This is a genomic window from Sorangiineae bacterium MSr11954, assembly GCA_037157815.1.
Lineage (GTDB): Bacteria > Myxococcota_A > Polyangia > Polyangiales > Polyangiaceae > Pendulispora > Pendulispora albinea.
This window is the reverse complement of the sequence record CP089984.1, coordinates 3560515-3585000: the sequence shown is the minus strand read 5'-3', so window position 1 is coordinate 3585000 and position 24486 is coordinate 3560515. Positions and strand designations below refer to the sequence as shown.

Annotated in this window: 23 protein-coding genes; 9 read left to right on the top strand and 14 right to left on the bottom strand. The window is 66.2% G+C overall.

Annotation, left to right across the window (positions count from 1 at the left end):
- The first annotated feature begins 248 nt into the window (after window positions 1-248).
- Window positions 249-941: a dihydrofolate reductase family protein gene (locus LZC94_14225; protein WXB18392.1), complete on the top strand. Its 693-nt coding sequence runs from the start codon at window positions 249-251 to the stop codon at window positions 939-941.
- Window positions 942-983: 42 nt separating this feature from the next.
- On the opposite strand, the gene LZC94_14220 is transcribed toward LZC94_14225, so the two are convergent.
- Window positions 984-1970 carry a LysR substrate-binding domain-containing protein gene (locus LZC94_14220; GenBank protein WXB18391.1) on the bottom strand — a complete coding sequence of 329 codons (987 nt, stop codon included), beginning with the start codon at window positions 1968-1970 and terminating at the stop codon, window positions 984-986.
- A 65-nt stretch (window positions 1971-2035) separates the two neighbouring features.
- Between LZC94_14220 and LZC94_14215 the strand changes: the two genes are divergently transcribed.
- Complete coding sequence (locus LZC94_14215; GenBank protein ID WXB18390.1) at window positions 2036-2857, top strand: NAD(P)H-binding protein; 822 nt, start codon at window positions 2036-2038, stop codon at window positions 2855-2857.
- Between the two features lie 323 nt (window positions 2858-3180).
- Here LZC94_14215 and LZC94_14210 read toward each other — a convergent pair whose 3' ends face one another.
- From LZC94_14210 to LZC94_14190, 5 genes are all read right to left on the bottom strand, one after another.
- The gene (locus tag LZC94_14210) at window positions 3181-3786 is read right to left on the bottom strand and encodes a glutathione S-transferase family protein (protein ID WXB18389.1); all 606 of its coding nucleotides are present in this window, start codon (window positions 3784-3786) and stop codon (window positions 3181-3183) included.
- Window positions 3787-3882: 96 nt separating this feature from the next.
- A complete protein-coding gene (locus tag LZC94_14205; protein WXB20188.1) occupies window positions 3883-5127 on the bottom strand; it encodes an RNA polymerase subunit sigma-24 in 1245 nt (414 codons plus the stop codon).
- A gap of 2 nt (window positions 5128-5129) precedes the next feature.
- Window positions 5130-5480, bottom strand: coding sequence for a YciI family protein (locus tag LZC94_14200; protein WXB18388.1), 351 nt, complete (start codon window positions 5478-5480; stop codon window positions 5130-5132).
- Between the two features lie 336 nt (window positions 5481-5816).
- Entirely contained in the window at window positions 5817-6185 is a 369-nt protein-coding gene (locus LZC94_14195; protein WXB18387.1) for a hypothetical protein, read from the bottom strand.
- Window positions 6186-6501: 316 nt separating this feature from the next.
- A complete protein-coding gene (locus LZC94_14190) occupies window positions 6502-7098 on the bottom strand; it encodes a hypothetical protein (protein ID WXB18386.1) in 597 nt (198 codons plus the stop codon).
- A 350-nt stretch (window positions 7099-7448) separates the two neighbouring features.
- On the opposite strand from LZC94_14190, the gene fdhD reads away from it, so the two are divergent.
- Window positions 7449-8300 carry a formate dehydrogenase accessory sulfurtransferase FdhD gene (gene fdhD / locus LZC94_14185; protein WXB18385.1) on the top strand — a complete coding sequence of 284 codons (852 nt, stop codon included), beginning with the start codon at window positions 7449-7451 and terminating at the stop codon, window positions 8298-8300.
- 3 nt (window positions 8301-8303) lie between these two features.
- Here the strand turns inward: fdhD and LZC94_14180 are convergent, their stop codons facing one another.
- Window positions 8304-10745, bottom strand: coding sequence for an FdhF/YdeP family oxidoreductase (locus tag LZC94_14180; GenBank protein ID WXB18384.1), 2442 nt, complete (start codon window positions 10743-10745; stop codon window positions 8304-8306).
- 782 nt (window positions 10746-11527) lie between these two features.
- On the opposite strand from LZC94_14180, the gene LZC94_14175 reads away from it, so the two are divergent.
- From LZC94_14175 to LZC94_14165, 3 genes are all read left to right on the top strand, one after another.
- Window positions 11528-12811 (top strand): hypothetical protein, encoded by a 1284-nt coding sequence (locus LZC94_14175; GenBank protein ID WXB18383.1) that lies wholly within the window; start codon window positions 11528-11530, stop codon window positions 12809-12811.
- Between the two features lie 132 nt (window positions 12812-12943).
- Window positions 12944-13447 (top strand): hypothetical protein, encoded by a 504-nt coding sequence (locus LZC94_14170; protein WXB18382.1) that lies wholly within the window; start codon window positions 12944-12946, stop codon window positions 13445-13447.
- A gap of 366 nt (window positions 13448-13813) precedes the next feature.
- Window positions 13814-15085 (top strand): glycosyl hydrolase, encoded by a 1272-nt coding sequence (locus tag LZC94_14165; GenBank protein ID WXB18381.1) that lies wholly within the window; start codon window positions 13814-13816, stop codon window positions 15083-15085.
- Window positions 15086-15091: 6 nt separating this feature from the next.
- Here LZC94_14165 and LZC94_14160 read toward each other — a convergent pair whose 3' ends face one another.
- Window positions 15092-15259 carry a hypothetical protein gene (locus LZC94_14160; GenBank protein WXB18380.1) on the bottom strand — a complete coding sequence of 56 codons (168 nt, stop codon included), beginning with the start codon at window positions 15257-15259 and terminating at the stop codon, window positions 15092-15094.
- 16 nt (window positions 15260-15275) lie between these two features.
- Here LZC94_14160 and LZC94_14155 point away from each other — a divergent pair, with 16 nt between their 5' ends.
- Window positions 15276-16784, top strand: coding sequence for an amidohydrolase family protein (locus LZC94_14155; GenBank protein WXB18379.1), 1509 nt, complete (start codon window positions 15276-15278; stop codon window positions 16782-16784).
- A 100-nt stretch (window positions 16785-16884) separates the two neighbouring features.
- Here LZC94_14155 and LZC94_14150 read toward each other — a convergent pair whose 3' ends face one another.
- Both LZC94_14150 and LZC94_14145 read right to left on the bottom strand, forming a co-directional pair.
- A complete protein-coding gene (locus LZC94_14150) occupies window positions 16885-17370 on the bottom strand; it encodes a VOC family protein (GenBank protein ID WXB18378.1) in 486 nt (161 codons plus the stop codon).
- A gap of 166 nt (window positions 17371-17536) precedes the next feature.
- On the bottom strand, window positions 17537-18826 hold the full coding sequence (locus tag LZC94_14145; GenBank protein WXB18377.1) for a formylglycine-generating enzyme family protein: 1290 nt from the start codon (window positions 18824-18826) through the stop codon (window positions 17537-17539).
- Window positions 18827-19171: 345 nt separating this feature from the next.
- On the opposite strand from LZC94_14145, the gene LZC94_14140 reads away from it, so the two are divergent.
- Entirely contained in the window at window positions 19172-19948 is a 777-nt protein-coding gene (locus LZC94_14140; GenBank protein WXB18376.1) for a methyltransferase domain-containing protein, read from the top strand.
- A gap of 694 nt (window positions 19949-20642) precedes the next feature.
- Here LZC94_14140 and LZC94_14135 read toward each other — a convergent pair.
- The 4 genes from LZC94_14135 to LZC94_14120 all read right to left on the bottom strand — a co-directional run bounded on the left by LZC94_14135 (window position 20643) and on the right by LZC94_14120 (window position 23677).
- Window positions 20643-21089 carry a DMT family transporter gene (locus LZC94_14135; GenBank protein WXB18375.1) on the bottom strand — a complete coding sequence of 149 codons (447 nt, stop codon included), beginning with the start codon at window positions 21087-21089 and terminating at the stop codon, window positions 20643-20645.
- Between the two features lie 34 nt (window positions 21090-21123).
- On the bottom strand, window positions 21124-21837 hold the full coding sequence (locus LZC94_14130) for an AraC family transcriptional regulator (GenBank protein WXB18374.1): 714 nt from the start codon (window positions 21835-21837) through the stop codon (window positions 21124-21126).
- A 102-nt stretch (window positions 21838-21939) separates the two neighbouring features.
- Complete coding sequence (locus LZC94_14125; GenBank protein WXB18373.1) at window positions 21940-22332, bottom strand: hypothetical protein; 393 nt, start codon at window positions 22330-22332, stop codon at window positions 21940-21942.
- Between the two features lie 58 nt (window positions 22333-22390).
- Window positions 22391-23677, bottom strand: coding sequence for a hypothetical protein (locus tag LZC94_14120; protein ID WXB18372.1), 1287 nt, complete (start codon window positions 23675-23677; stop codon window positions 22391-22393).
- A gap of 87 nt (window positions 23678-23764) precedes the next feature.
- Between LZC94_14120 and LZC94_14115 the strand changes: the two genes are divergently transcribed.
- Window positions 23765-24430 carry a CGNR zinc finger domain-containing protein gene (locus tag LZC94_14115; protein ID WXB18371.1) on the top strand — a complete coding sequence of 222 codons (666 nt, stop codon included), beginning with the start codon at window positions 23765-23767 and terminating at the stop codon, window positions 24428-24430.
- The last annotated feature ends 56 nt before the right edge of the window (window positions 24431-24486 follow it).

Below are 24486 nucleotides of genomic sequence, written 5' to 3'. Positions count from 1 at the left end.
GCGGATTGAGCTCTTCGTCGTTAACGGCGACGCGGGCTCGGGAGCGTTCCGAATCCGTCTCCGAACTCGGAGCCGCGCTTTCTAGGCCTGCCGCCTTGCTTCGTCAAACATTTTTTTCGCCGGCTCCCCTTCCCCGCCGGATCTCCGCCCGGCGGGCCGCGAACCCAGGTTGGCGATGTCGATCGAGGCGTCGCTCGTTCGACGTGCCGGTGAACGCGCCGAAGCGGGCGCCCAACCAGGAGAAACACGTGCGAAAAATCAACGCGGTGGTGTTCATGAGTCTGGACGGAGTGATGCAGGCGCTGGGCGCTCCGGAAGAGGACCCGACGGGGGGATTCGAGTTCGGTGGGTGGGTGTGGCCCTATTTCGACGAGGTCGTGGGGGCGGTGATGGGCGAGGATTTCACCAAGCCGTTCGATCTGCTGTTGGGGCGGTTTACGTACGACATCTTCGCGGCGTACTGGCCGTACTTCCCCATGGAGCCGGGGCAGCCGGGCTACGACGCGGCCCATGTGCACACGGCGAAGGCATTCAACGCGTGCACCAAGTACGTGGCGACCCACCGCCCGGAGGGATTGAGCTGGAAGAACACGCAGTGGCTCGGGCAGGACGTCGTGGCAAAGCTGCGCGAGCTGAAGAAGCAGGACGGCCCGCCGATGGTGATCCAAGGCAGCAGCGAGCTGACGCAGCAGCTGCTGAAGGCGGACCTGATCGATCGGTTCCAGCTGCGGATCTGCCCCTTGTTGTTGGGAAGCGGGAAGCGGCTGTTCGGCGACGGCACGATCCCCGCGGGCTTGAAGCTTACGGCGTCGACGTCCTCGCCCCGCGGTGTGGTCATCGCGACATACGAGCGCGACGGCGCCGTCAAGCCCGGCTCCCTCGGGGCGGACAACCCGTCGCCTGCGGAGCTCGAGCGGCGAACGGCGCTCGCGACGCCATAACCGCGACCTCGACGCGTCACACGTCGAAGCTCGCGGGCGTGGTCAGCGCCCGCGCGACGTCCGCGCCGGCGGCGGGCATGTCGCGGAGAGGCCGAGCTCGCGCACGGCATGGCGAAGGAGATCGCGGGCCCAGACGTGCTTTGGGTCCTGTTCGTTTGCGAGGTGCCAGGCGAGCATCATCTCCGCCCGTGGGATGGGGAGCGGCACGGGATGGAGCTCGAGGCCGAAGCTCCGCGCATGCGCCTCGGCGAGCGTGCGCGGGAGCACCGCGACGCGATCCGACTTCGCGACGAGCGGTAGCACGAGCGAGAACGCCATCACCACGCGCGTCACCTTGCGGGAGAGGCCGCGCTTTTCGAGCAGGGTATCGATCACGCCGCGCGGGGTGCTCCCGAGCGGCGCGACGAGGACGTGCTCGAGCGCGGCGAAGCGCGCGAGGCTGAGACGTCCGGCAAACGGATGACGTCTCCGTAAGACGCAGACGAGGTCTTCGTCGAAGAGGGGCTCCGACCGCAGATCCGGATCCTTGCGGAGCTCGGGGACGGCCGCGACGCCCCCGCCATCGCGCAGGAGCGACCGGCCGTCCACGACCGCGACGCCCCCGCGATCGCGGAGGAACGAGCCGATGTCCACCATCGTGGTCCGCACCGAGAGCCGCGCCCTCGGCGCGCGCTCGCGGAGAAAGCGATCGAGGGTCGGGAGCAGCAGCTCGGCGACCCGGTCCGAGGTCGTGAGGAGGAAGTCCCAGGCGGCGGTCGCCGGATCGAACGGCCGTCCCTGCATGAAGAGGCGCTCCGCGGCCGCCATCATCTCGCGCGCCGGCGCCCGCAGCTTCTCGGCGCGCGGGGTGCGCACGAGGGCGCGGCCGGAGCGGACGAGGAGCGGATCCTCGAAGTCGACGCGCAGCCGATGGAGCGCATTGCTCGCCGCGGCCGGCGTGATCCCGAGCCTCCGAGCGGCGCGCGCCACGTGCGCCTCCTCGAGGAGATGATGAAGCGCGCGCGCGTGATTGAGGTCGTAGACCTTCATGGCGTGAAGGATAGACCTGCCATACATCAACTTTCGTGAATTTCTTGGCGGGGTAGCCTCCGGGTATGACCATCGCGCTCACCGCGCCGACCGGTAAGGTCGGCACCGCACTTTTAACCCAGGCCCAGGGGCTCCGGCTCCCCATCCGTCCCCTCGCCCGCCGCGGGGAGATCCCCTTCGACTTCACGGATCCCGCGACGTACGCGCGCGCCCTCGACGGAGCTCGCACCCTGGTCCTGGTCTCGCCGCCGCTGCGCGATCAAGACACGCGCGACGTCGCCGTGATCGACGCGGCCCGGGAGGCGGGGGTGACGCACGTCGTGAAGCTCTCGGGGTACCGCGCCGACGAGGCCATGACGCGCTTCGCGGCGCAGCACCGTACGGGCGAGGAGCGGCTGCGCGCCAGCAGCCTGGCATGGACATTCGTGCGCCCGACGTTCTTCATGGAGAATAACCTTGCGCTCGCGACATCGGTCACCGCCGGCGACTATCCCGCGCCGCTCGCCGGCGCGCGCATCACGCAGGTCGCCGTCGACGACGTCGCGGCCGTTCTGCTCGCCGTCGCGCGCGCGCCGGAGCCGCATCGCGAGGCGATCTACACGCTCACGGCGGAGGCCGCACACCGCGGAGAAGACATCGCCCGCGTGCTCGCGGAGGCCGCCGGGCATCCGGTCCGCTATGTCGACCTTTCGGAGGATGCGCTCCGGCAGGATCTGCACGGCGCCGGACACGAGCCATGGAATGCGGAGGGCATCCTCGAGGCGTACCGGAACGTCCGGGCAGGCGGCGCCACCATGACCACCGACGACATCCGCCGCGTGACGGGCCGCGCGCCGATCGATTTCGCGACCTGGGCGCGCCGTCACGCCGCCGCGTTTCGGGCTTGAAACGCCGGCTCCGGACGAGCACGTTCGCGATGGGGCCCTGACCATCGCCACGCCCCATCGCGACGAAGCGCGCTCGAAGCTCGCGGTCATGCTCGCAATGGGAGCACGACCGCCCAGCATCGCGGACACAGTGTGCTCTCGGCGAGCGACCGATTTACGGCGGGTTCGTCTTCTTCCAGACGTCCAAGCCGCAGATGCGCGCGAACCAGTCTACTGCCGGTTCGTCTTCTTCCAGACGCCCAGCCGCAGATGCACGCGAACCAGTTTCTACTGCGGGTTTGTCTTCTTCCAGGCGTCCAAGCCGCAGATGCGCGCGAACCAGTCTACTGCCGGTTCGTCTTCTTCCAGGCGTCCAAGTCGCAGATGCGCGCGAACCAGGACGCGATGTTTGGGAACTCGCCGAGCGGCGCGCCCGTTTGCTTGGCGTGCATGAGGGAACAGGCGAGCGTGAGATCGGCGAGGGTCAGGGAGCTGCCCACGACATAGGGTTTGCCCTGAAGCCGCTGGTCGAGCACAGCGCCGAAGCGGCGGAAGCCCGTGATGGCCTCCTCGATCTTGCGCGGATCCGGCTCGCCCATGCCCAGGATGGCCTTGACGATCTTCTCGACCACCAGCGTGACGAGCGGCGGCCAGAAGTGCGAGGCGTCCCAGAACATCCATCGCGTCACATCGGCGCGCGCCGCTTCGTCGCGCGGGATCAGACCCGACTCGGGCTTCTTGGAGGCGAAGTAGTGCATGATGGCCCGCGACTCCGTGAGCACCCGATCACCATCCACCAGCGTTGGGACGGCGCCGTTCGGGTTTAGCGCCAGGTACTCCGGGGTCTTGTGCTCACCCTTGGTGAAATCGAGCTGCTCTTCCTCGAGCTCGAGGCCGAGCACGGCCGCCGTGAGCTGGACGCGCCGGACGTTTGGGGACAACGGAATCATGTAAAGCTTCATCATTCGCCTCCGGGTACCTTCGATGGGTTGTGTGCGGACGCGATCGGCGTCCCACACCCCATGTCGCCCCAGGACGACCGATTTCTACACGCCGTCGCGGTTTGCGCCCGATGCGCCCGCCGTGCCCCCCAGCGCTCGCTTTTTGGCCAGCAGCCAACGGCGGATGCCGTCCTCTTCGGCGAGACCGGCCGCGCGGTTGTAGGCCTCGCGGGCCTCATCGAGCCGGCCGAGCCGCTCGAGCAGGTGCGCGCGCGCGGACCAGTAGGGCTGATAGTCGTGCGCCGATCCGATCGCATCGAGCCGCTCCAGCCCGCGCGCCGGGCCCTCCGTGTTCGACAGGGCGATCGCGTGCGCCACGCGCACCCCGAGGGTCGGCGCCATTTGGACGAGCGCCTCGTACAGGAGCGACAACCCATGATCATCGCGGGATCCCGAGCGCCGCGCATCGACGTGCGCGGATTGAACCGCAGCCTCGAGCTGCAGCGACCCGACGCACCCCATGCGCGCGGCCTCCTTGAGGATGGCCTCGGCTTCGGCGATGCAACGCGGATCCCAGCGCGATGGATCTTGCTCGGTGAGCGGTATGTACGCGCCATCTTCCCCCCGCCGTGCTTTCGCGCGCGCCTCCGCAAACAGCATCAACGCCAAGAGGCCGCGGGCCTCGGGTTCCTCCGGCAGCAGGCGCACCGTGAGGCGTGCAAGCCAGATGGCTTCCTCGGTGAGCCCGCGCGATGCCGCGGCCTGGCCGGCCACATCCTCCCAACCGCTGCCGAACGCCGCATAGATCGCCTCGAGCACCGCGAAGGAGCGCTCGGGCAGGTCCTCCGCGGCCACGTCGAACGAAATGCGCAGCTCGCGGATCTTGGTCTTCGCCCGCCAGAGCCGCTGCCCCATCGTCTTCGGTGCCACGCGCAGCGCGGTCGCGATTCGAGCGGCATCCAGCCCCAGCACCGTCTGCAGCATGAGCGGCGTCCGTGCGGCCGCGTCGATCGACGGATGCGCGCATACGAAGAGCAAGCGCAAACGCTCGTCCCCGAAGAAGTCTCCGTCATCGGCAGCGGCGTCGCCGTCGGCGTTCACCTGAAGGAGAACGTGCTTCTCGTCCCGCGTGCGTCGCCGGCGGGCCGCGTCGACGAGCCTTCGCCGCGCGGCCGTGAGGAGCCACGCGTCGGGGTTGCGCGGAACACCGTCGACCGGCCACCGGGTCAAGGCCGCGAGGAACGCGTCGGCGAGCGCGTCCTCCGCCCCCGCGAGATCGTGCGTCTTGACCGCCAGGATCGACAGGAGCCGCCCATACGACGCGCGCGCGGCCAGCTCGGCGGGGTGCATCGTCACGTCGGCTGCTCGAGCGCGAGACGAATTTCGACGATCCCCCCTCTGGACGTGGATGGACAGCGGGCGGCCCACTCGAGGGCCTTGTCGAGATCGGGGACATCGATCAAGAAGAAGCCAGCCAGCTGCTCCTTCGTATCGGCGAAGGGGCCATCCTGAATCTGGCGCTCGCCATGGACGAGCCGGAAGGTCGTCGTGGTCGTCGCGGCGTCTTGAAGCCCGGATCCCGCGATCGCGACCCCTGAACCGTAGATAGCGTCGATGTAAGCCTTGTACGCGGCTTGGTAATCGGGATCACCGCGGCCCTTTACGCCAGCTTCGGTTTCGTAGACGAGGAGTGCATATCGCATGGGAGCTCCCTGCAGGGGGTCGATGACCAATGTCGCGCCAACGAGCGTGTTCGATACTGTCTCACAAAAAACGGTGAGCGGCTCCAGCACGTTGACATGGGCGCCCGCGGCCTACCGGATGATGAACACGGGACGATCGGCGGTCGCGGCCGCCCGAGCCTGGTCGCGTCGTTGGCAGCCCCATTCGCCGAAGCGTATGCCGCGGATCGGCCGCGATGACCCCAAGGGCCCTCCCCGCCCGGTGAGCGCGTCTTTATTCAGCGCGCCGAGGATCGAAGGGATCCGCGCCGCGGGCGCACCGAGGGTCTTCGGTGCGCCGACGGCGCGGCGCGGCCATCAGTTGGCCGAGACGACGTAGTATTGCTCGCTGACCCAGGTCAGCGTCCCGACGTGAATCTGCTGCCCAGGCGGCGCGACGACCGGCCCCTTGCGCTCCGTTTCGGCCCCGTTCTTTCGACCTACGGCATAAACGCGGATGCTGGTGGTGCCGGGGTTCGTGAAGTAGACCTCACGCCGGCCGGTCGCAGCCGCATAGCAGGCGGGGCGACTCCCCGAGAGGCACTCCTTGGCCTCCCACTCGGCCGCGAAGTCCTGCGAAATTCCCGGATCGGAGTCATCGTCTGCCGACTCGGCGTGGGCCGTAATGGCGGCCGTCGAAAGGAGCGCCAGCGCTGCTACGGCAAGCGAAAAAGAGAACCGTTTCATGAATCAACCTCTTTGGGGCAATGGATGAAATAGAGGGTATGGCTGCGAGCTTCGATGATTGGCAGAGTAAGACGAGCCGGCTCGTCGAAAGCCAAGTCATGCGAGCTCGATGATCCTCGACCAGGCGCGAATACCGTCTCGCCGGAGGACCACCGAGTTCATCGGAGCCAGATTATGTTTTTGAAACGGAGCTTCGCTAGAACGATGCAGCTAATCGCACGGCCCCACGATGCAACGGCGCGTGCGGCGTCATCGATGCGGCCAAACGCGTCGGCGTCATGCGGGCGCCGTCGGTCAACGCTGCGGGCGCCGTCGGTCAGCGCGAGGTGCGCGTGAGCTCGTTCATCCAATTCGTCTCCCAGGTGCGGCCGCCGTCGTACGAGAAGGCTTGCTCCCAATGCGCGGTGTCCGGACCGGACTTGATCCAGATGTAGCGCACCTTCACGTGGCGGCCGTTGTCCTCGTCCTCGCCGTAGAACTCACCACGGTTGCCGTTGAAGCCACCCACCTGCGGCGGATCGAGCCGGCCTACTTTGCTGTTGACCCAATAGATCGACCATTGGCGCGTTGTGGGGTTGAAGACGCGCACCGTCAATCCGGAGAAGCCCTTCGAGGGCAAGGTCATCTCGTCGACGCTGACCATTCCACCGAGGTATTGCGTACCGCGGCTGTACGACAGGAACTCCTCCCAATCCTGGCTCCCCACCCCCCGGGCCTTCAATCGCCGATTGGCGAGCGTCCAATTGCCGACTTCGAAATCGAAGTCGTGAATGTCACCGGTCGGCGACGGGACCGTTTCGGCGTGGCTCGGCTCGGCTCGCGCTTCGGGCGCGCGCGGCGAGGTTTGGGGCGCGGCGCACCCCGTGAGCACGAATGCGGACAAGAGGGCGAGCCGGCGATTCGAGGTGATCATCGCGCTCGGTTCCCGCACCCGGCATCGTGCGCCATGGCCCCCTGCCCCGATCGCGCCGAAGCGCCCGCGATGCCCGAAAACACGAGCCCCCGCCGACGGTCGCGGGGAGGTGCGTGCGAAGCGCGCGCGGCGAGACGAGGCATATGACGAGACGAATTCGGGTCGACCATGGGATCCGTTTCCTTTCATGGAGGTGTGTCGCTGGATACGACTAAGATTTTAGTACTAATGATTTAGTTGTCAACCATGGGGCGAAGCCGAACAAAAATGCCCTTCGGCCGCGCCGGTCCGGCTCGACGCGTGCAGCGAATCGCCCGCGACCTCGGCGCGAGCCGTGCTACCTCTTCGAGGTGACCGTGCACCGCCAAATGATGAACTTGGGTATACGCTCGATCGAGGCGCGGCGGATCGTGGGACGGGCGCCCCCCGAGAGCGCACACGATGACGTCGCCGTCGAGGAGCCGCTCGAGATCCGCATCGCCGGCGAGAGGCTCGCCGTCACCATGCGAACGCCGGGGCACGATCGGGAGCTCGTCCTCGGCTTCCTGTTCGCCGAAGGCGTGATCGGATCGACCAAGGATGTCCTCGGTGTGGTCCACTGCGGGCGCGTGGGCGACGAGGCGCGGGAGAACACGATCGACGTGACCTTGGTTCCCGGCATGAAGCCGCCGATCGATCCCGAGACGGGGCTGCTTACGCGCCGCGGGACGTTGATGACGAGCGCGTGCGGGGTCTGCGGCCGCCGCTCGATCGACGATCTCGTGGCGCGGGTGGCTCCGCTCGCGCATACGAATCCTGGCATCGCGCGGAGCGTCCTCACGGGCGCCGTCCGGAGCCTCCGCGATCGCCAGCCCATCTTCGGCCGGACGGGCGGTTGCCACGCCGTGTCGCTCGTGGATTTCGACGGGCGCGAGATCGCCACCTACGAAGACATTGGCCGGCACAACGCGGTCGACAAGGTCGTAGGCTCGCGCCTCCTCGCCGATGCGTTGCCCGGTGCGGGCATGGTCCTCGTCGTCAGCGGCCGGTCCAGCTTCGAGATCGTGCAGAAGGCGTTCTCCGCCGGCGTTCCCATCGTCGCCGCGGTCTCGGCCCCGTCGTCGCTCGCGATCGACCTCGCGAAGCGCGCGAACATCACGCTCGCCGGCTTCGTCCGCGACGAGACCATGACCGTCTACACGAGCCCGGAGCGGATCACGTGAGGCTCATGGCCCGAGCATCCGCGCGGCAGGCGCGTCACCGAGCTCACGCTGTTCGGACGCGCGCAACGTGATGCGCACGCACTTCTGGGCGGGCTGGTTGCATTCTCGGGCGACCGCCCTCACCGCGACGAGCACGTTGGCCTCGGGGTAGTAGCTCGCGGCGCTCCTCCGCGCGATCGGGTACGCGATGGCGCGGAAGCGGACCGCCGTGCGCGTCTCGCCCTCGAAGTGGCTCGTGATGTCGACCCATTGACCATCGGTGAGGCCCAGCTCGCGCAAATCGAGGGGGTTCACGAAGATGACGCGTCGCCCACCCCACACGCCGCGGTACCGATCGTTGAGCCCGTAGACCACCGTGTTGAATTGGTCGTGGCTCCGCACGGTGGTCATCAAGAGCTCACCCGGCGCGAGATCGTGCTTGGGGATGCCGCACGTGGAGAACTTCGCCTTGCCGGTGGAGGTGCGAAACACGCGGTCGCGCGGCGCGTTGGGCAAATAGAAGTAACCTTTGCGCAGGCGCGCGTTGAAGTCCTCGAAGCCCGGGATCACGCGCTCGATGTGATCGCGTACGCGGTCGTGATCGAGGAGCCGTGCCCAGTCGACGGGGCCTGCTTTGCCGAAGGTCGCCTGCGCGATGCGCACGATGATCTCCGTGTCGCTCAGGAGGTGGCTCGAGATGGGCGCCTCGCGGCCCCGCGTCGGGTTGACGATGCCCATCGAGTCTTCCACGCTCGAGAGCTGCACCTGACCCCCATGCATCTCGCGTTCGGCGCGGCCGAGGCACGGCAGGAGGATCGACTCCTTGCCGCCGAGCAAGTGCCCGCGGTGGAGCTTGGTCGAGACGTGAACGACGACCGGGCAGCGCTTGAACGCCTCGGCGGTGTAGTGCGTGTCGGGGGCCGCGGAGAAGAGGTTGCCGCTGATCGCGAAGAAGACCTTGGCGCGGCCGTCGTGGAGCGCGTGGAGCGTCTCGACCACGTTGTATCCTGGCGCGCGCGGCGAGCGAATGCCCATCTCCGCATCGAGGGCGGCGAGGAACGGCTCCTTGGGGTGTTCCCAGATGCCCATCGTGCGATCGCCCTGCACATTGCTGTGGCCGCGCACGCAGCATGGCCCAGCGCCCGGCCGTCCGATGTGACCGCCGAGCAGGAGCAAATTCACCACTTGCCGCACGTTGTCGACGCCGTTCGGGTGCTGCGTGAGCCCGAGGCACCAGAGGACGATCATGCGCTTGGCGCGGCCGACGATATCCGCGAGGGCCTCGATCATGGCGCGATCCACGCCGCTGCTCTCGGTGATCTCCTCCCAGGTCGCGGCATCGAGCCCCGCGGCAAACGCATCCCAGCCGCTCGTGTGCTCGGCGATGAAGGCGCGATCGATCACCGTGCCGGGGGCTCTGCGGTCGCGCTCGACCAGGAGCTTCATCACGCCCTGGAGCAGCGCGGCATCGCCGTTCACCCTTACGGGCACATAGAGATCGGTGAGCTGGGTGCCATCCCCGAGCAGCGCGAAGGGGAGCTCGAGCGGGTTCGAATAATCTTGGGGGTTCGGGTTCACCACGCGCATCAACCCGGTCTCGGGCATCGGATTGATCGAGACGATCGTGGCCCCCCGATGCTTCGCGGCCTCGAGGGACGTGAGCATGCGCGGATGGTTGGTGCCGGGGTTGTTCCCGAGGATGAGGATCGTGTCGCTGTGGTCGAAGTCTTCGAGCTTGATCGTGCCCTTGCCGAGCCCGATCGTGTCGTTGAGCGCGGCTCCGCTGGCCTCGTGGCACATGTTGGAGCAGTCCGGGAGGTTGTTGGTTCCAAACTGCCGCGCCAGCAGCTGAAAGAGGAACGCCGCTTCGTTGACGGTCTTGCCGGAGGTATAAAAGATGGCCTCGTTGGGGTCCGAGAGCGCCCGCAGCTTCTCGCCGATGCGCTCGAAGGCGTCGCCCCACGTGATGGGCTCGAAGTGCGTCCCGCCCTCGCGCTTGATCATGGGCTGCGTGAGCCGTCCCTGCGCGTTGAGCCAGTAGTCCGACTGCTCGAGCAGCTCGGCGATCGAGTGCTCGGCGAAGAACGAGGGCTCGACCTTTTTACGGGTGAGCTCGTCCGCCATCGCCTTGGCGCCGTTCTCGCAGAACTCCGCGATCTTGCGCTTGTCGTCGGGGCTGGGCCACGCGCAGCTCTGACAGTCGAAGCCATCCTCCTTGTTGATCTCGAGGAAGGTCCGCAAGGTGCGCACGACGCCCATTTCGCGCACGCCGAACTTCATGGTCTGCACGATCGCCGGTAAGCCCGCGGCCTTTTTGGAGCGGCGGTCGACCGAGATGGTGAGCGGCCCGACCTCCTCGGGGGTCTCGCCCAAAAGCGCGAAGCTCGCCTGCGGGTCCCGCTCACGTGTCGCGAGCTCGCTCGAAAGGGCCGCCTCGGATTTGGGCTGATCATCCTTGCTGGACATGGCTACGGAGCTTACTCCTTGTTGGCGGCAGTGCCCTCTTTCATTCTCGTTTGCTCGTTGCTCGGGATTCGGACTTCCTCGCTTCGAAACGCACCTCGTCATGCTCATCGCTCACAGGTGCGAGGTCTCTTCGACGAAGGTTGCGGACTGTTCGGGAGAGGAGCTGGACGTGACGCTCCGAAGTCCGCTCCAGGCAGGGCACTCGCCGGTCGCTCGCGACCAGGTCGAACGCGCGTCTTCGCAGCAGACGGCGTTGCTCGAATGCGCGTCTTCGTAGCAGACGGCGTTGCTCGAACGCGCGATGCGCTTCGGACAGAGGCGCGGCGTTCAAGACGGCTTCGGCGAAGCTCGGCCGAAACGGCTAAAGGCAGAGTTCGATCGCGTTCAGGAGCTCCCTCTCGGTACGGATTCCGCCACGGAATCGGCTCGCGCAAGGTTCCCGCGATTGCCCGGCCGCAGGGTGCGCGGCAAGCGCTCTTCCGTCGGAGGAAGGGTCGATTCCTGCCATGTCCGCGTGTGTCGTCGAAGAGGCTCAAAAACAGGCGCCTCCAGGCCGTGGTACATCCTTTGCTCCGGCAAACATCGAACATCGAACATCGACCGTCGAACATCGACTGTCGACCGTCGACCGCGTCGACCGCCATTCGCGGTCCCGGCGCGCCGGCATGTCGATCGTCCAGCCCACGATATGGCAGTCGTAAAATGCCATTCGCAAAGCAACTTTGCCCAGGAGCAAGTTCATGCCCAGGTCTTATCTATCGCATTATCTCCGCGGGTCCGCGATGGCTGCGTTGATCGCTGGCTTCTCCCTCACCGGTGGCTGCTCCTCGGCAGAGGAGCCGCAGCAGGGTTGGACCTTGAACGAAAACGCGAGGCTCGCGCCGCGCGCGGTATCGGACGTCGCCGACGTCGAGGAGAACGCGATCGTCCTCGCGAGGACCAAGGAAAACGAGGATTGGGCCAAGGAGCTCTCCCCCGGAAATACCATCGCTGGCAATTACGATACACGCGCGCGCGCCAATCTCGCCAAATCGAAGAACCGTCGAGGCTTCCTGCGAAAGGTGGTGTCCGTCGAAATGGGCGACGACATCGTCATCACCACGGAGCCCGCGCAACTCTACGACCTGATCCAAGGACGCGTTCACATGGATGACAAGGCCGGCCTGCCCATCTTTCCCGACGCACCGAGGGCGCCCGCGACCCAAGCCCAAAATATGCGGTTGCTCGGGACGAGCGGCGGCAAGACCGGCCCGAAGAACCCCACCGTGGGGAAGCTCGAGTTCAAAGACATCAAGGTCGACACCGATGGTGACTTTCAAATCAACCCCCACTTCGAGGCGGACTTCGAGGTCCAAAAAGAGTGGATCATCCCCACGGGCGTCAAAGGGCACGCGCTCTTCGAGGCAGAGGCCATCGCGAGCGCGTCGATCGCCGTCTCCGGGACCATGTCCGAAACGCCGACCCAGAGCATCGACCTCATCGACTGGCCCGATATTCCAATCGGCGAAACCGGCCTCGTGCTGGAGGTGAAGCCTCAACTTTATTGTGACTATTTCAAAGGAGCGGGAAAGTTCAATGTCAAGGCGACGGGGACGCTCACGGGCAAGCTGAAAGCAGGCTTCGACTTCGACGGAACCAATGCAAAACCGATCGCGGAGATGGGCCTAAAACCAGAATTTTCGCTCTCCGCCGACAAATTCGCCCCGAGCGGCATCAGCGTGAGCTGCGGCATCAAGGTCGACGCGACGCTCTGGGCGCTGGGTTCCGTTGGGATCTCGCTCGCCATGGGGCCAAAGATCACGATCACGGCGAACAATTGCACGACGGCACCGACCAGCAACAACCAAGGCAATACCGGGGAGGGCGTCGAGTTGAGCCTCGAACCGGGTTTGTACGTGACGGGGAAGCTCAAGGCGAAGACGCCCATCGTCGCCGTGGCGAAGATCGAAGCCACGTTGTTCGAGGACAAAGTGGGGTCGTTCGGAAAAGCGCAGTCCGGCTGCTGCACGTTCGGATCCGGGATCCAGCTCGTGTGCAGCGGCACGACACCGCTGACCAATCCGTAATCGCCGGTGAATCGCGCCCACGCCGTCCTGCTCGCGCGGAGTGAGACGGAAGGATCGGCGAGGAGCGCGATGGAAATGTCGGCCACCGCTGGCCATCGCGCTCGCCGTATGCCACACCGAGTATGATCCATCATGGCGATCGAGCTCACGTTTTACATGAATGCCCCCGTGAGCTCGTCCGAGCTTCTCGCCGGCGCCCGCGAGGTGCTCGCGTCCCATGCGGGCTCGGGCTCGGGCCTCGATTCGGACTTGGACTCCAATTCGGGCTCGGGCTCGGGCTCGGGCCTCGATTCGCGCGCGGGGGTCGACGCGTGCGAGGCGCATATCGGCGCGTTGGGCAATGAAATCCGGAGGGAGGCGCTCGGCTTCGAGGCAACGTGCGGTCTTCGATTCCGGCTCCACAAGCGCTCTTCCATGTCGCAACAGATACTCGCCATTCTCGACGCGACCCTGCGGCTACTCGAACGCCAGGCGGGCGACGCCGCGCTCCTCTTCGACGGCGAAATCGTCTATTTCGTGCGTCGCGAGGGCGTCCTCGCCATCAACACCACCGATGAAACGGACGCGAGGTGGAGTCCCGATCGCATTTCATTGCTCCGCGGCCCCTATATCCGAAGAGCGTTCGACGTCATTTGAAGGCCATCGCCGAGCGATGCGCCGAAAGCGCCGCTCGGCCGCAGGTTCGCCGGGTAGATGGTGCTTGCTCGAGCTGGCATTCACCAAGCGGTACACCTTCGACGCGCGGCGACTCCTCATCCGCCGCACCATCGGATCCTCGGCCCGGATCCACCCCATCCCTGGGAGGCACGATCCCGATCGCATCGATCAGTCTTCGTGATCGTGACGATCAGGGTGCGGACGCCTGGGTAGGACGTGACGAATCGTAGAATTCGCGCGAATCGGACCTACGATTGCTTTGGTACTCCCGTTGCTCTTCGCCGGCGCGGTCCATCCGGAGGCTCGTCCCCGGATATCTCCCGACTGCCCACAAAGGAGCGCGCAATGTTGCGTCTGTTTTCGGCTCTACTCGGTACGACCGTCGTCGCATCCCTCGCCTTCGGCTGTGAACACACGGTTGGCTCGACAATCGGTGAAAATCAGGGAACCTTAATCGCCGATTGCACTCAGGCCACCGATTGGGCCGCGGGTGTTCGTTATACCGCGGGACAGATCGTCCGCTTCAATGGCAGTGGCTATCAATGCGTTCAGGCCCACACCAGCCAAGCCGATTGGACTCCGACGGCGGTGCCCGCCTTGTGGAGCCCCGTCGATTGCGGCGGGACGGGAAACCCCGACGCGGGACAGCCACCGCCTCCGCCCCCTCCTCCCCCTCCGGGAGGGCTGCTGTTTAGCCCGTACAAAGACATTACCATCAATATGGATTTCAACACCTACGCCATGCGGACCGCCGTCACCGGCTCGGTCATTCCGCTGGTGGGCAGCAGCGGCCTGATACCCGGGAAATCCGGCCTGCGCGCGGTCACCTTGGCCTTTGCCACCGGCCAATGCGGAAATGAAAACTGGGCCGGCGTCACGAGGACACAGTTTGCCAGCGCCAACGTCCCAGGCCTCGTCACCAACGGCGTAAGCTACATCGTCTCCACCGGCGGTGCGGCCGGCGTGTTCTCCTGCGCGTCGCAGTCGGGTATGACCAGCTTCATCAATCAGTACATGTCATCGCATATGGTGGGCGTCGACTACGATATCGAGGGAGGCCAGTCGCCGGCCGATGTCGACAACCTGGTCGCGCAGACCAAAATAGCCCAGTCGCAGTTTCCGAACCTGCGATTCTCGTTCACCCTCGCGACCTTGGCCGCGACCGACAGCAGCCACGGCGGCCTCAATTCGCTGGGCGACATGGTCATGAAGTCGATCAAGCGGCAGGGGCTGACCAAATTTACCATCAATTTGATGGTGATGGACTACGGCAGCCCGTCGCCTGGGGTGTGCGTGGTCGCCGGCGGGCTGTGCAACATGGGGCAGTCGGCCATCCAGGCGGTTAAAAACCTTCAGTTCACCTATGGCATTCCCGCCAGCCAAATCGAGCTGACGCCGATGATCGGGCAGAACGACGTCGTCAACGAGGTGACCTCGCTGGCCGATATCGACACCATGACCACGTTTGCAAAGCAGCAAGGTCTGGTCGGCCTCCACTTCTGGTCGCTCGATCGCGACAAGCCTTGCCCGGGCGGCGCGACATCGTCGTCTTGCAGCTCCACGTCGAACCCGTCGCTGGCCTATACGAATCGCTTCTTGAGCGGTTTGGGAAAGTGAGTTGATTCACGCGAACCCGGCAGACACACCATCTGCCGGGCTCTCGACGGGGGCGCCGCAAGCGTTCTCGCGCCCGAGCCGTGCGTTCGAACGCTGGGCCGGAGGGCACCCCAGGCGCAAATAAATCGTAAAGTTCCAATAAAAGCAGGTGACGGCCGCCACCTTGAACGGCATGAGCGCTCGATCGTACGTGGCAGTCGCTTTCGTCGCCGTCATGGGCGGCTGCTTTGGCTCACGCGGCGACGCCGATTTCGGCGACGCGGAGAGCGCGCTCGAGGGCGAGAGCCCAGGGGCGCGCAGCACGGAGCCGTCGACGGAAGGCGTCGGCGCAGGCGCCAAGGTGACCGATCCCGGCGATCGCGCGGCCATCGCCTACGATCAACCGACCCTCGCGTTGACGCATGTCCAGGTGGTGGACGGCACGGGCGCGCGCGCAAAAACCGATAGGACGGTGGTGGTCCACCAAGGGCGCATCGTCCGCGTGGGCCCGGCCGCCGAGACGCCCATCCCCGCAGGCGCCACCGTCATCGACGGCGCGGGCAAGACGGTCTTGCCTGGCTTCGTGATGATGCACGAGCATATGTTCTATCCCACCGGAAAGCGCAATTACACCGAGATGCTCTCGACATTTCCGAGGCTCTACCTCGCCGGCGGCACCACCACCATGCGCACCGCGGGCTCGATGTCTCCTTACGCGGATTTAAATTTGCGCACGGAGATTGAAAAAGGAAATATCCTGGGCCCGGATTTGGACGTCACGGGCCCCTACCTCAACGGCCCCGGGTTGCCCATCCTGAAGGTGCACCCGCTGTCGGGCCCCAAAGACGCCATTCGCACCGTGAATTACTGGGCGGATGAAGGGGTGACGTCGTTCAAGGGGTACATGCACCTCTCGCGGGCGACCCTGCGGGCCAGCATCGCCGCCGCGCACCTGCGGCGGATCAAGATCACCGCGCATCTGTGCTCGATCACCCACCGCGAGGCGGTGGAGATGGGGATCGACAACCTCGAGCACGCCTTCGCGGTGGCCACCGATTTCGTGCCTGGCAAGCAGCCCGACGTTTGCCCCGATCAAAACGTGACCTGGAGGACCCTGGCCGATCTCGACGTCGAATCTTTACCTGTAAAGGATCTCGTCGCCTTCATCGCGAAGCACCACGTGGCCCTCACCTCGACCCTCACCGTCTTCGAGACCTTCACCCCCGGCCGTCCGGAGGCGCCGGAGGGCGCGCGCGCCTTGTTGATCCCCGAGGTGCGTACGCAATACGAGACCACGTGGGCGTCCATTCAAAAGCAGACGGACTCGTTTTGGCCCAGGACGCTCGCGAACGCGATGCGCCTGGAGCGCATGTTCGTCGACGCGGGCGGGGTGCTCATGGCCGGCACCGATCCCACCGGCTACGGGGGCGTCGTCCCCGGATATGCGTCCAAACGGCAAATCGAGCTCCTGGTGGAGGCAGGCTTTCCCTTCGAGCAAGCCATCCGCATCTCGACCTTGAACGGCGCGCGCTTCATGGGGCGCGACCGCGAAATCGGCTCCATCGAAGCCGGCAAGCGCGCCGACCTCGTCCTCATCGACGGCGATCCGCTCGCCGACGTCATGGCGCTCGAGCGCATGCCCCTCGTCTTCAAAGGAGGAACGGGCTATCTCACCCGCGTCATCTTCGAACAAATGCGCGGCACCGTCGGGCTCTACTGACGGCGCCGAATGCGGCTCGCGGAGGGCCGGTTCGAAAAGTACCCGGAGCTGACCCCACCGTGCGGCGGATGCGATCGGCGAGGCGTGCGTCGAAGAGGCTTCAGCCTTCGTCGTACGCGCGCTGCAGGGCGGCCAGATCCAGTTTCTTCATTTGGAGCATGGCCTCGAACGCGCGTTTCGCTTTGGCGGGGTCTTTTTTGTTCTGCACCATTTCCATGAGGCGCGACGGGACGATCTGCCAGGATAAGCCGTATTTGTCTTTGAGCCAGCCACAGGGGCCTGGCTCGCCGCCCGCCGAGAGCTTGCTCCACAAAGTGTCGACTTCTGCCTGCGTTTCACAATTCACGAACAACGAAACAGCCTCGGTGAACTCGTACTGCGGACCGCCGTTCAGCGCGATGAACCGCTGGCCCTCCAGCTCGAATGTCACGGTCATGACCTTGCCGTTCGGCCCAGGCCCCGTGTCGGGATACCGGGTTACATCGACGATCGCCGAGTCCTTGAAGATGGACGTGTAATGGTTCACCGCCTCCTCGGCGTTGGAATCGAACCACAAGAACGTCACGATCTTTTGCTTTGCGGACATGGTCATTCTCCTTGGCGTTTTGGGTCGGTCGAACCGTGGTCGATGTGGCGGCGGTAGGCCGGAGTCGCTGAGTTGTTACGCCGCCATCATGCCGAATCTTCCCGACGGCGCAGGCAAAGGCGACCGCCATTTCGTTGGCGCGTCCGCGGCGGGGAGGACGGCGGTGCTATGGCGTTCGCGCGCAGCGGCCGCCGAAGCCGCCATCACGGGCGGTCGCGAGGTACCCTTCGCGGTAGCCGGCGCGCATATAGGTCGGCCCCGAGAAGTAGCCGCCGCCGCGGATGACACGCTGAGAGCCGGACGCCGTCAGGTTCGCGCAGTCGGCGCAGGAGGCGCTCGGATAGGGATCGGCGTAGACGTCGAGCGCCCACTCCCAAATATTGCCTCCGAGATCGGAGTGGCCCCAGCGTCCACGCCCCTCGCGCTTCGTGCCGACGGGAAGAATGTCGGTGACCGAGCAGCCTGCGATACCGTCGCCCATGCATTCGTTCGGCGCGCCTTCATTGTAGCTCGCGTTGACGCGCTCGACGCTCGTGGAGGTGGCCGGCGAGGACCATGGATAGACGCGCTGCTCGTCGCCGCCGGCGGCCGCGTAGTTCCATTCGGCTTCGGTCGGTAAGCGTTTACCGTCCCAAGCACAAAAAGCGAAGACGTCGTACCAATTGAGGCAGTTCATCGCGCGCGCTTCGTTGGCCCCCGGCGCGTCCGTCCACGTTTGGTAGATCGAATTGCACGCGACCAATGTGCGCAGCGACGCGGTGTCCTGGGGCAAGTTGGCATTCCAGTCGGGATTCCATCCGCTGCCCGGGATCTTGGGATGCGCGCCCGCGCCCGCCGCCGGAGGGTTTGCCCGGGTCCCCTTCCCCGCTTCCACGAAGGCCCGGTAGCGGCCCACGGTGATCTCGTACGTGTCCAAATCGAATGGGCTCACCGTCGCGGGAAAGCTCGGATCCGTCAGCGATACGTTATCGTACGAGCGTTTGAACGTGCCGCCCGGGAGCGCCGGGCTGCCGCAACAATCATCATCGCCATTGGGACCGCAGTCGTGGGCCGCACCCGGGTGTGCTCCGGCGCAGCTGCTGGAGATAGGAGGAGTCTGCGCGGCATCGGCCGCATCCGCGGCATCGTGACCGGCGTCGGAAGCGTTCGCGGCATCGAGCGATGCGTCGCCGATGGGCGCCGCGTCGACGGGCGCAGCATCGATGGGCGCCGCGTCGAGCTCCGCCGGCGGTCGAGGCTGGGGCGCGGCGTCCGCAACGCTCGGCGCCGAGGAATCTTGCCCGCAGCACACCAGTGCCACGGCACCCGCCAGGGGTATCGCCGCGAACATGATCCTCGGCCCGGTCCGCATGCGGTGCTTAGATGCCAGCGCACCTTTCGCGTTGCGCGAATCGAAGCGCTCGGGGTCTTCGTCGCAGACGGTCGAGAACGGTTCGACGCGGCGCCTATCTCGCAATCCATCCCTCGTATTTGGTTATCGCGGGCGGAGACCCCAGGATCGACCAGCCTCCGGTCCCGCGTTCCCCCACCCGACCGCACGCCTTTCGAGATGAACGTCGATGCGCGTTCGCCCCTGCCTCGGGTGCACCCTGCGACGAACGGGCGCCGCAACGACACCATGTCGGCAACTCCGCATACGAAGGTCGCCTCCATCTTCGCCGCGCGTCACTCCCAATGCGATGGGCGGTGCATGCTGCCGCGATCCGCGCCATGTCCTTGAACGAACGCCGTTTGTTCGCGACCGGCGTTCGGCGCAGGTAGCACTGGACGGGTCGATATCGGTTCGATAGCGTCACCGATCATGTTCGACTACGATGCCGAGCTTCGTCGGTACTACGAGCATTTCCGGGCGGCCACGGGGATCGGGCCACGGGATCGCGTGCTGGACATCGGTTGCGGGGCCGGACAGTCCACTCGGGACGCGGCACGCGCGGCCGTGGCCGGGAGCGCGCTGGGCCTCGACGTGTCCGCGAAGGCGCTGGAGATCGCCCGGGAGCGGGCCCTCGCGGAGGGGCTGGACAACGTGACGTTCGAGCAGGGCGACGCGCAGCAGCATCCGTTTGCCGACAACCATTTCGACGTCGCGATCAGCCGGTTCGGCACGATGTTCTTCGCCGAACCGGTGCGGGCGTTCACCAACATCGGGCGGGCGCTGCGGCCCGGAGGGCGCCTGGTGATGCTGGTGTGGCAGGGCAGCGATCTCCAGGAGTGGACCGGTGCTCTCCGGCAGGCCCTCGGCTCGGGGCGGGCGAATGCCCCAACCCGTGGCGGCGCGTTCTCGCTCGCCGATCGCGCCACCGCGGGCAGCATCCTCGGCGCAGCGGGCTTCGGCACGGTCAGCTGGACCGACCTGCACGAGCCCGTGTTCTACGGGCCGAATGCGGCCGGCGCCTTCGATTCGGTGCTCGAGCTGTACACGACCGCGGACCTCCTTCCCCAGGCCGATCCCGAGCGGGCCCGTGCCCTGGAGCGTCTGCGCGCCGTGTTGACCGCGCACGATACCGGCGACGGCGTGTGGTTCGACTCGCGGGCGTGGCTCATCACGGCGCAAATCGACGATGATGCAGCCGCGCGATGAATCGGTGCGCGCAATGGGCGATTCGTGATCACGTGACCACGTAGAAGCATGGCGGCGACCCACGAACGAGGGTCGCCGCCAGCTCGATTCATTTACGTTTTCAACGTTTTACGTCTTCGCTGGCCTGACCGACTTTCATCAGCTCGCCCGGCGATTGTTCGGATCAGCTTTGCTTAGCAGCTTACCCCAGAAGCCCTCCGAGAAGTTGCTTAACAAGATCCAGAATTGCGCCAATCAGGTCCATGGTATTCCCCCCTTTTGTCCGCTTCCCCATACGAAAACGGATAATAGGATCCCAGCAATAAGCGTGCTTCGTAGCCATTTGCGCGCTGTCCGCAAAAAGACATCGATGCGCGCTCTCGAGTCCGCGGCAAAGCGCCCCGTGAGTGACGTTTATCGCCGTTTTTGGGTGGCTGCGTGATGTATCCGGCCGCGTAGCTGCTGCGCTTCGAAGGGCAAATCAGCACGTCATCGACGCAATGCCGAACGCGTGATCCGCGCGCGCGCCCTTCGCCCCCGCGCCCTTCGCCGAGCGGCTGTGGTTGTGCGACCAACCTACTGCCCCTGCGGGCCTGGCTCCCGGGGCGCGTGCTGCCGGCAGAACCATTCGGCTCCTGTTCCGCCTCGATGAGCCCTTCGCACGCGCCTCGTTCGACGACGGTCGTGCAGGTTCATTCGAGGGAGTTTTTCGAAGCTACCTTCGAATGAGGACGACGCCCACGATGAGGCATGCGGCGCCGGTGAGCCGGACCAAGCCCACACTGTGCTGCGGTAATCCCAGCAGGCCGAAATGATCGAAGACGAGCGAGCCGAGCATCTGACCAACGACGATGAGGGCCAAGGTCGTCGCGGCGCCCAGGCGCGGGATCATGAGGACCGCGATGCCGACGAAGATGGCGCCGAACACGCCGCCGGTCCATGAGGCCCAGGAGGTGCCGGCGCCCGGAGGCGGGAACGAGAAACGCGGCCCCGGGGCAGTCAATGCAACTGCCAGCATGGATACGAGGCCAACGAAGTAGCTGACGAATCCCGCCCACCACGGTGACCCGAGCTGGGCTCGGAGATTCGCGTTCAGGACCTGCTGCAACGCGACGCTGCAACCGGCGACGACCACGAGGAGGTAGGCGAAAATCGAAGGCATGGGGCCACGACTAACAGGCCCAGAACGGAACGGGCTAGAACGGATGTGACCCTGGCAGCCCGGCCTTGTAGCGCCCAGGAGTCACCCCGAAGGCGCGCCGAAAGCAGCGACCGAGGTGGCTCTGGTCGGCGAAGCCGGCTTCCGCCGCGACCGTCGCGATGGAATGCCCGGCCCGGAGCAACCTGCGGGCGTCATTCAGCTTCGCCAGATGCCAGAGGGCGTGCGGCGGGATGCCATAAAGCCTCCTGAACTTTCGCGAGAAGCCCTCGCGGCTCATTCCGGCATGGGCGGCGGCTTCACCGACGGACGGCCACGCCTCACCCCGCGCGAGCGGGCTGGGTACGGGCGATCTCACCGCGCCCACGAGGCGCCGATGGCCCTCCACGATGTCCGCCAGATCGGCCCAGCGCAGATCCCGTTTTTTTCGCCACGACCGGCCCAGATCGGAGACCAGCTCGCCGCCTGCGAAGCTCCCGGGCGCGGCGTACAGGTTGATACAGAGCACCTCCTCCGGCTCGAAAAGGGAGTGATGCGGCGTTCCGGCCAGGATGACGACACCATGGCCGGGCTCGAGCACGGTGAGCTCCTCCCCGATCACGAGCAGCCGCCGGCCGGCGAGCACGAACGTGATCTGATCCTCTTCGTGGAAGTGGGACGGAAGCGCCACGTCTCGCCCCTGCACGAGGCCGGCCTCGATGAGCCCCATGCCGGCCGGACGCCAGTATCGAAACGCGCTACGCAGCGGCATGCGACGCACCTGCCGTTGCCGCAAGATCACGGCCAATGGGAACGAGCCCCGGGACGAGGTCCCGGGCAGGGGGCGGCGTCCCAGGCACCGTCGACTCGAAATTCATGCGGGCGCCTGTTCCTCCAGGAGCGCCTCGCGCTCTTGGGTCATCGCGGCGAGCTGCTCTTCGGTCGCGTCTCGGAGCTCCACGCCGGCGCCGGCGCACGCATGGCGAAAACGAAGAATTTCGTCTTCGGTCAGAGAGATATCGTCCCCCAACGAAGACCAATCGGCGTCGACACCACCGAATCGTTCACACAGGTGCTCGATGACGCGACCCTCGAAGGCCCTGTCGCCCACGAGGATGCCTCCGACGATGTCGTTGGCGGGGCGGCCGTTCGCGAGGAGCTCGGTCGGCGATGCGCGGAAGAGCGCGCAGAGAGCGTGAGCATCTTCGAAACACGTGATGGTCCGCAGCACAATGCGCCATGGATCGATATGGGCCGCGTCACTCATCCCAGCGAAACCTACCACGAGCAGACGGAATGCTGAAGTCGCCCACATCTGCGGAGGTCTACAGCGCGCCGGCCCGTCGATGGGCGCGCGCGATCGAAAGGAGGCGGCCGAACAGCAAGGCCGTGAGCACCACGATCAACCCCGCGAACCCAAATTGGGTGCGCGACACCCCCACCCCGAAAGGAAACCATATGCCGGGCACGTGGAGCGCGTTCAACTCGGGGGCGAACTGCACCACCAGGCCGAGGAGCACCACGGGGAGCACGGGCCACGCGCGGCGTCCCATGCGGCGGATCCCTGCGAAGGTGATAAAGGCAATGAGCGCGAAAAACGCGCAGCGCACCCCCGTTTGCGCGATGGACATCGTGCGGCCCGCCATCAGCAATGCCGCGAGCAGCACCGCGAGCGCGGCGGTCGCGCGGGGGATCCACGGGGGCTGGCGCACGTCGAACCACTCCCGCCACGTCATGACCCAAGCGGCCAACATCGAGGGGCCCAGGACGGCGCGCAGGTGCTCGACGGTGTCGATGCTCGCCCAGTGCGTCCAATAGATGACGACTTGATTGACGCGCAGGAGCGCGTTCGCCACCAATGCCGCGCAAAGCCATGGATACGCGCGGTTCTTCCGCTCGAACGCGAACACGACCAGCGACACCGCCGCCAGCGCGACGAGCAGGACGGGCTCCAGCGCGTCGGCGACGTACCCGGTGAAGAAGTCCCACCACTCCAAGCGGTGCCGCGCGTCGGCGTCTCTCGCCTCCCCGATCGCGGGCGCGATGTGAATGCCGCCGGTGTCGTCCAAGCTGCGCATGGTGTCCTCTCCCATCCACACGCGAAACGCCAAGAGGGCCGAGCCGCCCTCGCGGGTATGAAGGGGCGGCAACGGAAACAAGCTCGGTTGAACGCCGTAAACGACGGGCTCGGGCCCCGAAAATGGGCTGGAGGCCCCGAGCAGCCGGCCGTCGAGGAAGACTTGATACGCGTCGTCGACCAGCAGGGGCCCCGTCAACGCAAGTTGGTATGCCGGCGGCGCGGTCACCGATATTCGAATGCGATACCACGCATATCCCCAGTAATGGGGGTGCCCTCGCGCGAGCCATCCAGGCACGTACCCCATGAGCCCCACGTCGCCGTCGTGCGCGCCCGCCGCCGGCGTGAGGTCGACGCTCTCCCAATCGGAGTCGTCGAAGCTCGGATCGGCCCATCGCGGATCGTCGCCCGTGTGGAATTTCCAGGGCCCATTCAAAGGCACCACCGATGCGCCCAGCGCGACGGCTTGGCCAGCCGTCGCAGGCTCCGCCATGACGACCGACGCCGGCAGCGAGCCCGATACGAGCAGCACCATCGCGAGCGCGGCGCGTATAACCTGATGAATGGCATGCATGAGGTTAGAGTAGACGCGGTCGCCCCACCATGCAAATCCATCGGTGGCATGGCAGAGACCTCACCCTCCTTCGAGCTCGTGGGCGGACACATCGCGCTCGACTTCGTCAACACCGTGGCCAACCGGCACGACGCGGAGCGCGCGCGCGAGCTGCTGCGGACCCCCCACGACGTGGCGGTCTGGATCGAAACCAGCGGCCTGTCGGCGGTCCTAGGCCCCCGCTGGCAAGGGCGACTGCGCTCCGAGTCGCGCGCGCCGGCGCGGCTGCGTGCGGCGCGTGAGCATCTCTATGGTCTGTTCAATGCCGCGGCGACCCGGAGCGCGATCCCGGAGAGCGCGCTCGTGGCCACCGATCGCGCGCTGCGCGCTTGCCGCCACCGACAACGCCTGCAAATGGACCGCGGCGCGGTGGTCTGGGGCTGGAGCGACGGCACCTCCGTCTGCGATCGGGTGCTTCATGAAATCCTGAGCCAGGCCGTGGATCTGCTGGCATCGGCGCCGCGCGCGGCGATCCGGTTCTGCGACGGTTCCGGCTGCGGTTGGCTCTTCCTCGATCGCTCCCCCGCGGGGCGCCGGCGCTGGTGCAGCATGCGCGACTGCGGAAACCGCGCAAAAGCGCGGCGGCACTATCACGGTGTCCGGGGCAGCGACGCCCGATCCACCGAAGCGATCCGCGAGGCGGACGAATCCACGCGCGCTCGAGGAAGCGCCTAGGCACCTCGCCCATCGGCTCCGGCCCGAGGCATCTCGCTCCGGTCGCGCGCCATGTC

What these genes read in the sequence shown, in the direction of transcription:
- LZC94_14220 (WXB18391.1), bottom strand. Translation starts at nt 1,970, where the DNA reads ATGAAGGTCTACGACCTCAATCACGCGCGCGCGCTTCATCATCTCCTC.
- LZC94_14215 (WXB18390.1), top strand. Translation starts at nt 2,036, where the DNA reads ATGACCATCGCGCTCACCGCGCCGACCGGTAAGGTCGGCACCGCACTT.
- LZC94_14210 (WXB18389.1), bottom strand. Translation starts at nt 3,786, where the DNA reads ATGATTCCGTTGTCCCCAAACGTCCGGCGCGTCCAGCTCACGGCGGCC.
- LZC94_14205 (WXB20188.1), bottom strand. Translation starts at nt 5,127, where the DNA reads ATGCACCCCGCCGAGCTGGCCGCGCGCGCGTCGTATGGGCGGCTCCTG.
- LZC94_14200 (WXB18388.1), bottom strand. Translation starts at nt 5,480, where the DNA reads ATGCGATATGCACTCCTCGTCTACGAAACCGAAGCTGGCGTAAAGGGC.
- LZC94_14195 (WXB18387.1), bottom strand. Translation starts at nt 6,185, where the DNA reads ATGAAACGGTTCTCTTTTTCGCTTGCCGTAGCAGCGCTGGCGCTCCTT.
- LZC94_14190 (WXB18386.1), bottom strand. Translation starts at nt 7,098, where the DNA reads ATGATCACCTCGAATCGCCGGCTCGCCCTCTTGTCCGCATTCGTGCTC.
- LZC94_14180 (WXB18384.1), bottom strand. Translation starts at nt 10,745, where the DNA reads ATGTCCAGCAAGGATGATCAGCCCAAATCCGAGGCGGCCCTTTCGAGC.
- LZC94_14175 (WXB18383.1), top strand. Translation starts at nt 11,528, where the DNA reads ATGGCTGCGTTGATCGCTGGCTTCTCCCTCACCGGTGGCTGCTCCTCG.
- LZC94_14170 (WXB18382.1), top strand. Translation starts at nt 12,944, where the DNA reads ATGGCGATCGAGCTCACGTTTTACATGAATGCCCCCGTGAGCTCGTCC.
- LZC94_14165 (WXB18381.1), top strand. Translation starts at nt 13,814, where the DNA reads ATGTTGCGTCTGTTTTCGGCTCTACTCGGTACGACCGTCGTCGCATCC.
- LZC94_14160 (WXB18380.1), bottom strand. Translation starts at nt 15,259, where the DNA reads ATGCCGTTCAAGGTGGCGGCCGTCACCTGCTTTTATTGGAACTTTACG.
- LZC94_14150 (WXB18378.1), bottom strand. Translation starts at nt 17,370, where the DNA reads ATGTCCGCAAAGCAAAAGATCGTGACGTTCTTGTGGTTCGATTCCAAC.
- LZC94_14140 (WXB18376.1), top strand. Translation starts at nt 19,172, where the DNA reads ATGTTCGACTACGATGCCGAGCTTCGTCGGTACTACGAGCATTTCCGG.
- LZC94_14135 (WXB18375.1), bottom strand. Translation starts at nt 21,089, where the DNA reads ATGCCTTCGATTTTCGCCTACCTCCTCGTGGTCGTCGCCGGTTGCAGC.
- LZC94_14130 (WXB18374.1), bottom strand. Translation starts at nt 21,837, where the DNA reads ATGCCGCTGCGTAGCGCGTTTCGATACTGGCGTCCGGCCGGCATGGGG.
- LZC94_14125 (WXB18373.1), bottom strand. Translation starts at nt 22,332, where the DNA reads ATGAGTGACGCGGCCCATATCGATCCATGGCGCATTGTGCTGCGGACC.
- LZC94_14120 (WXB18372.1), bottom strand. Translation starts at nt 23,677, where the DNA reads ATGGTGCTGCTCGTATCGGGCTCGCTGCCGGCGTCGGTCGTCATGGCG.
- LZC94_14115 (WXB18371.1), top strand. Translation starts at nt 23,765, where the DNA reads ATGGCAGAGACCTCACCCTCCTTCGAGCTCGTGGGCGGACACATCGCG.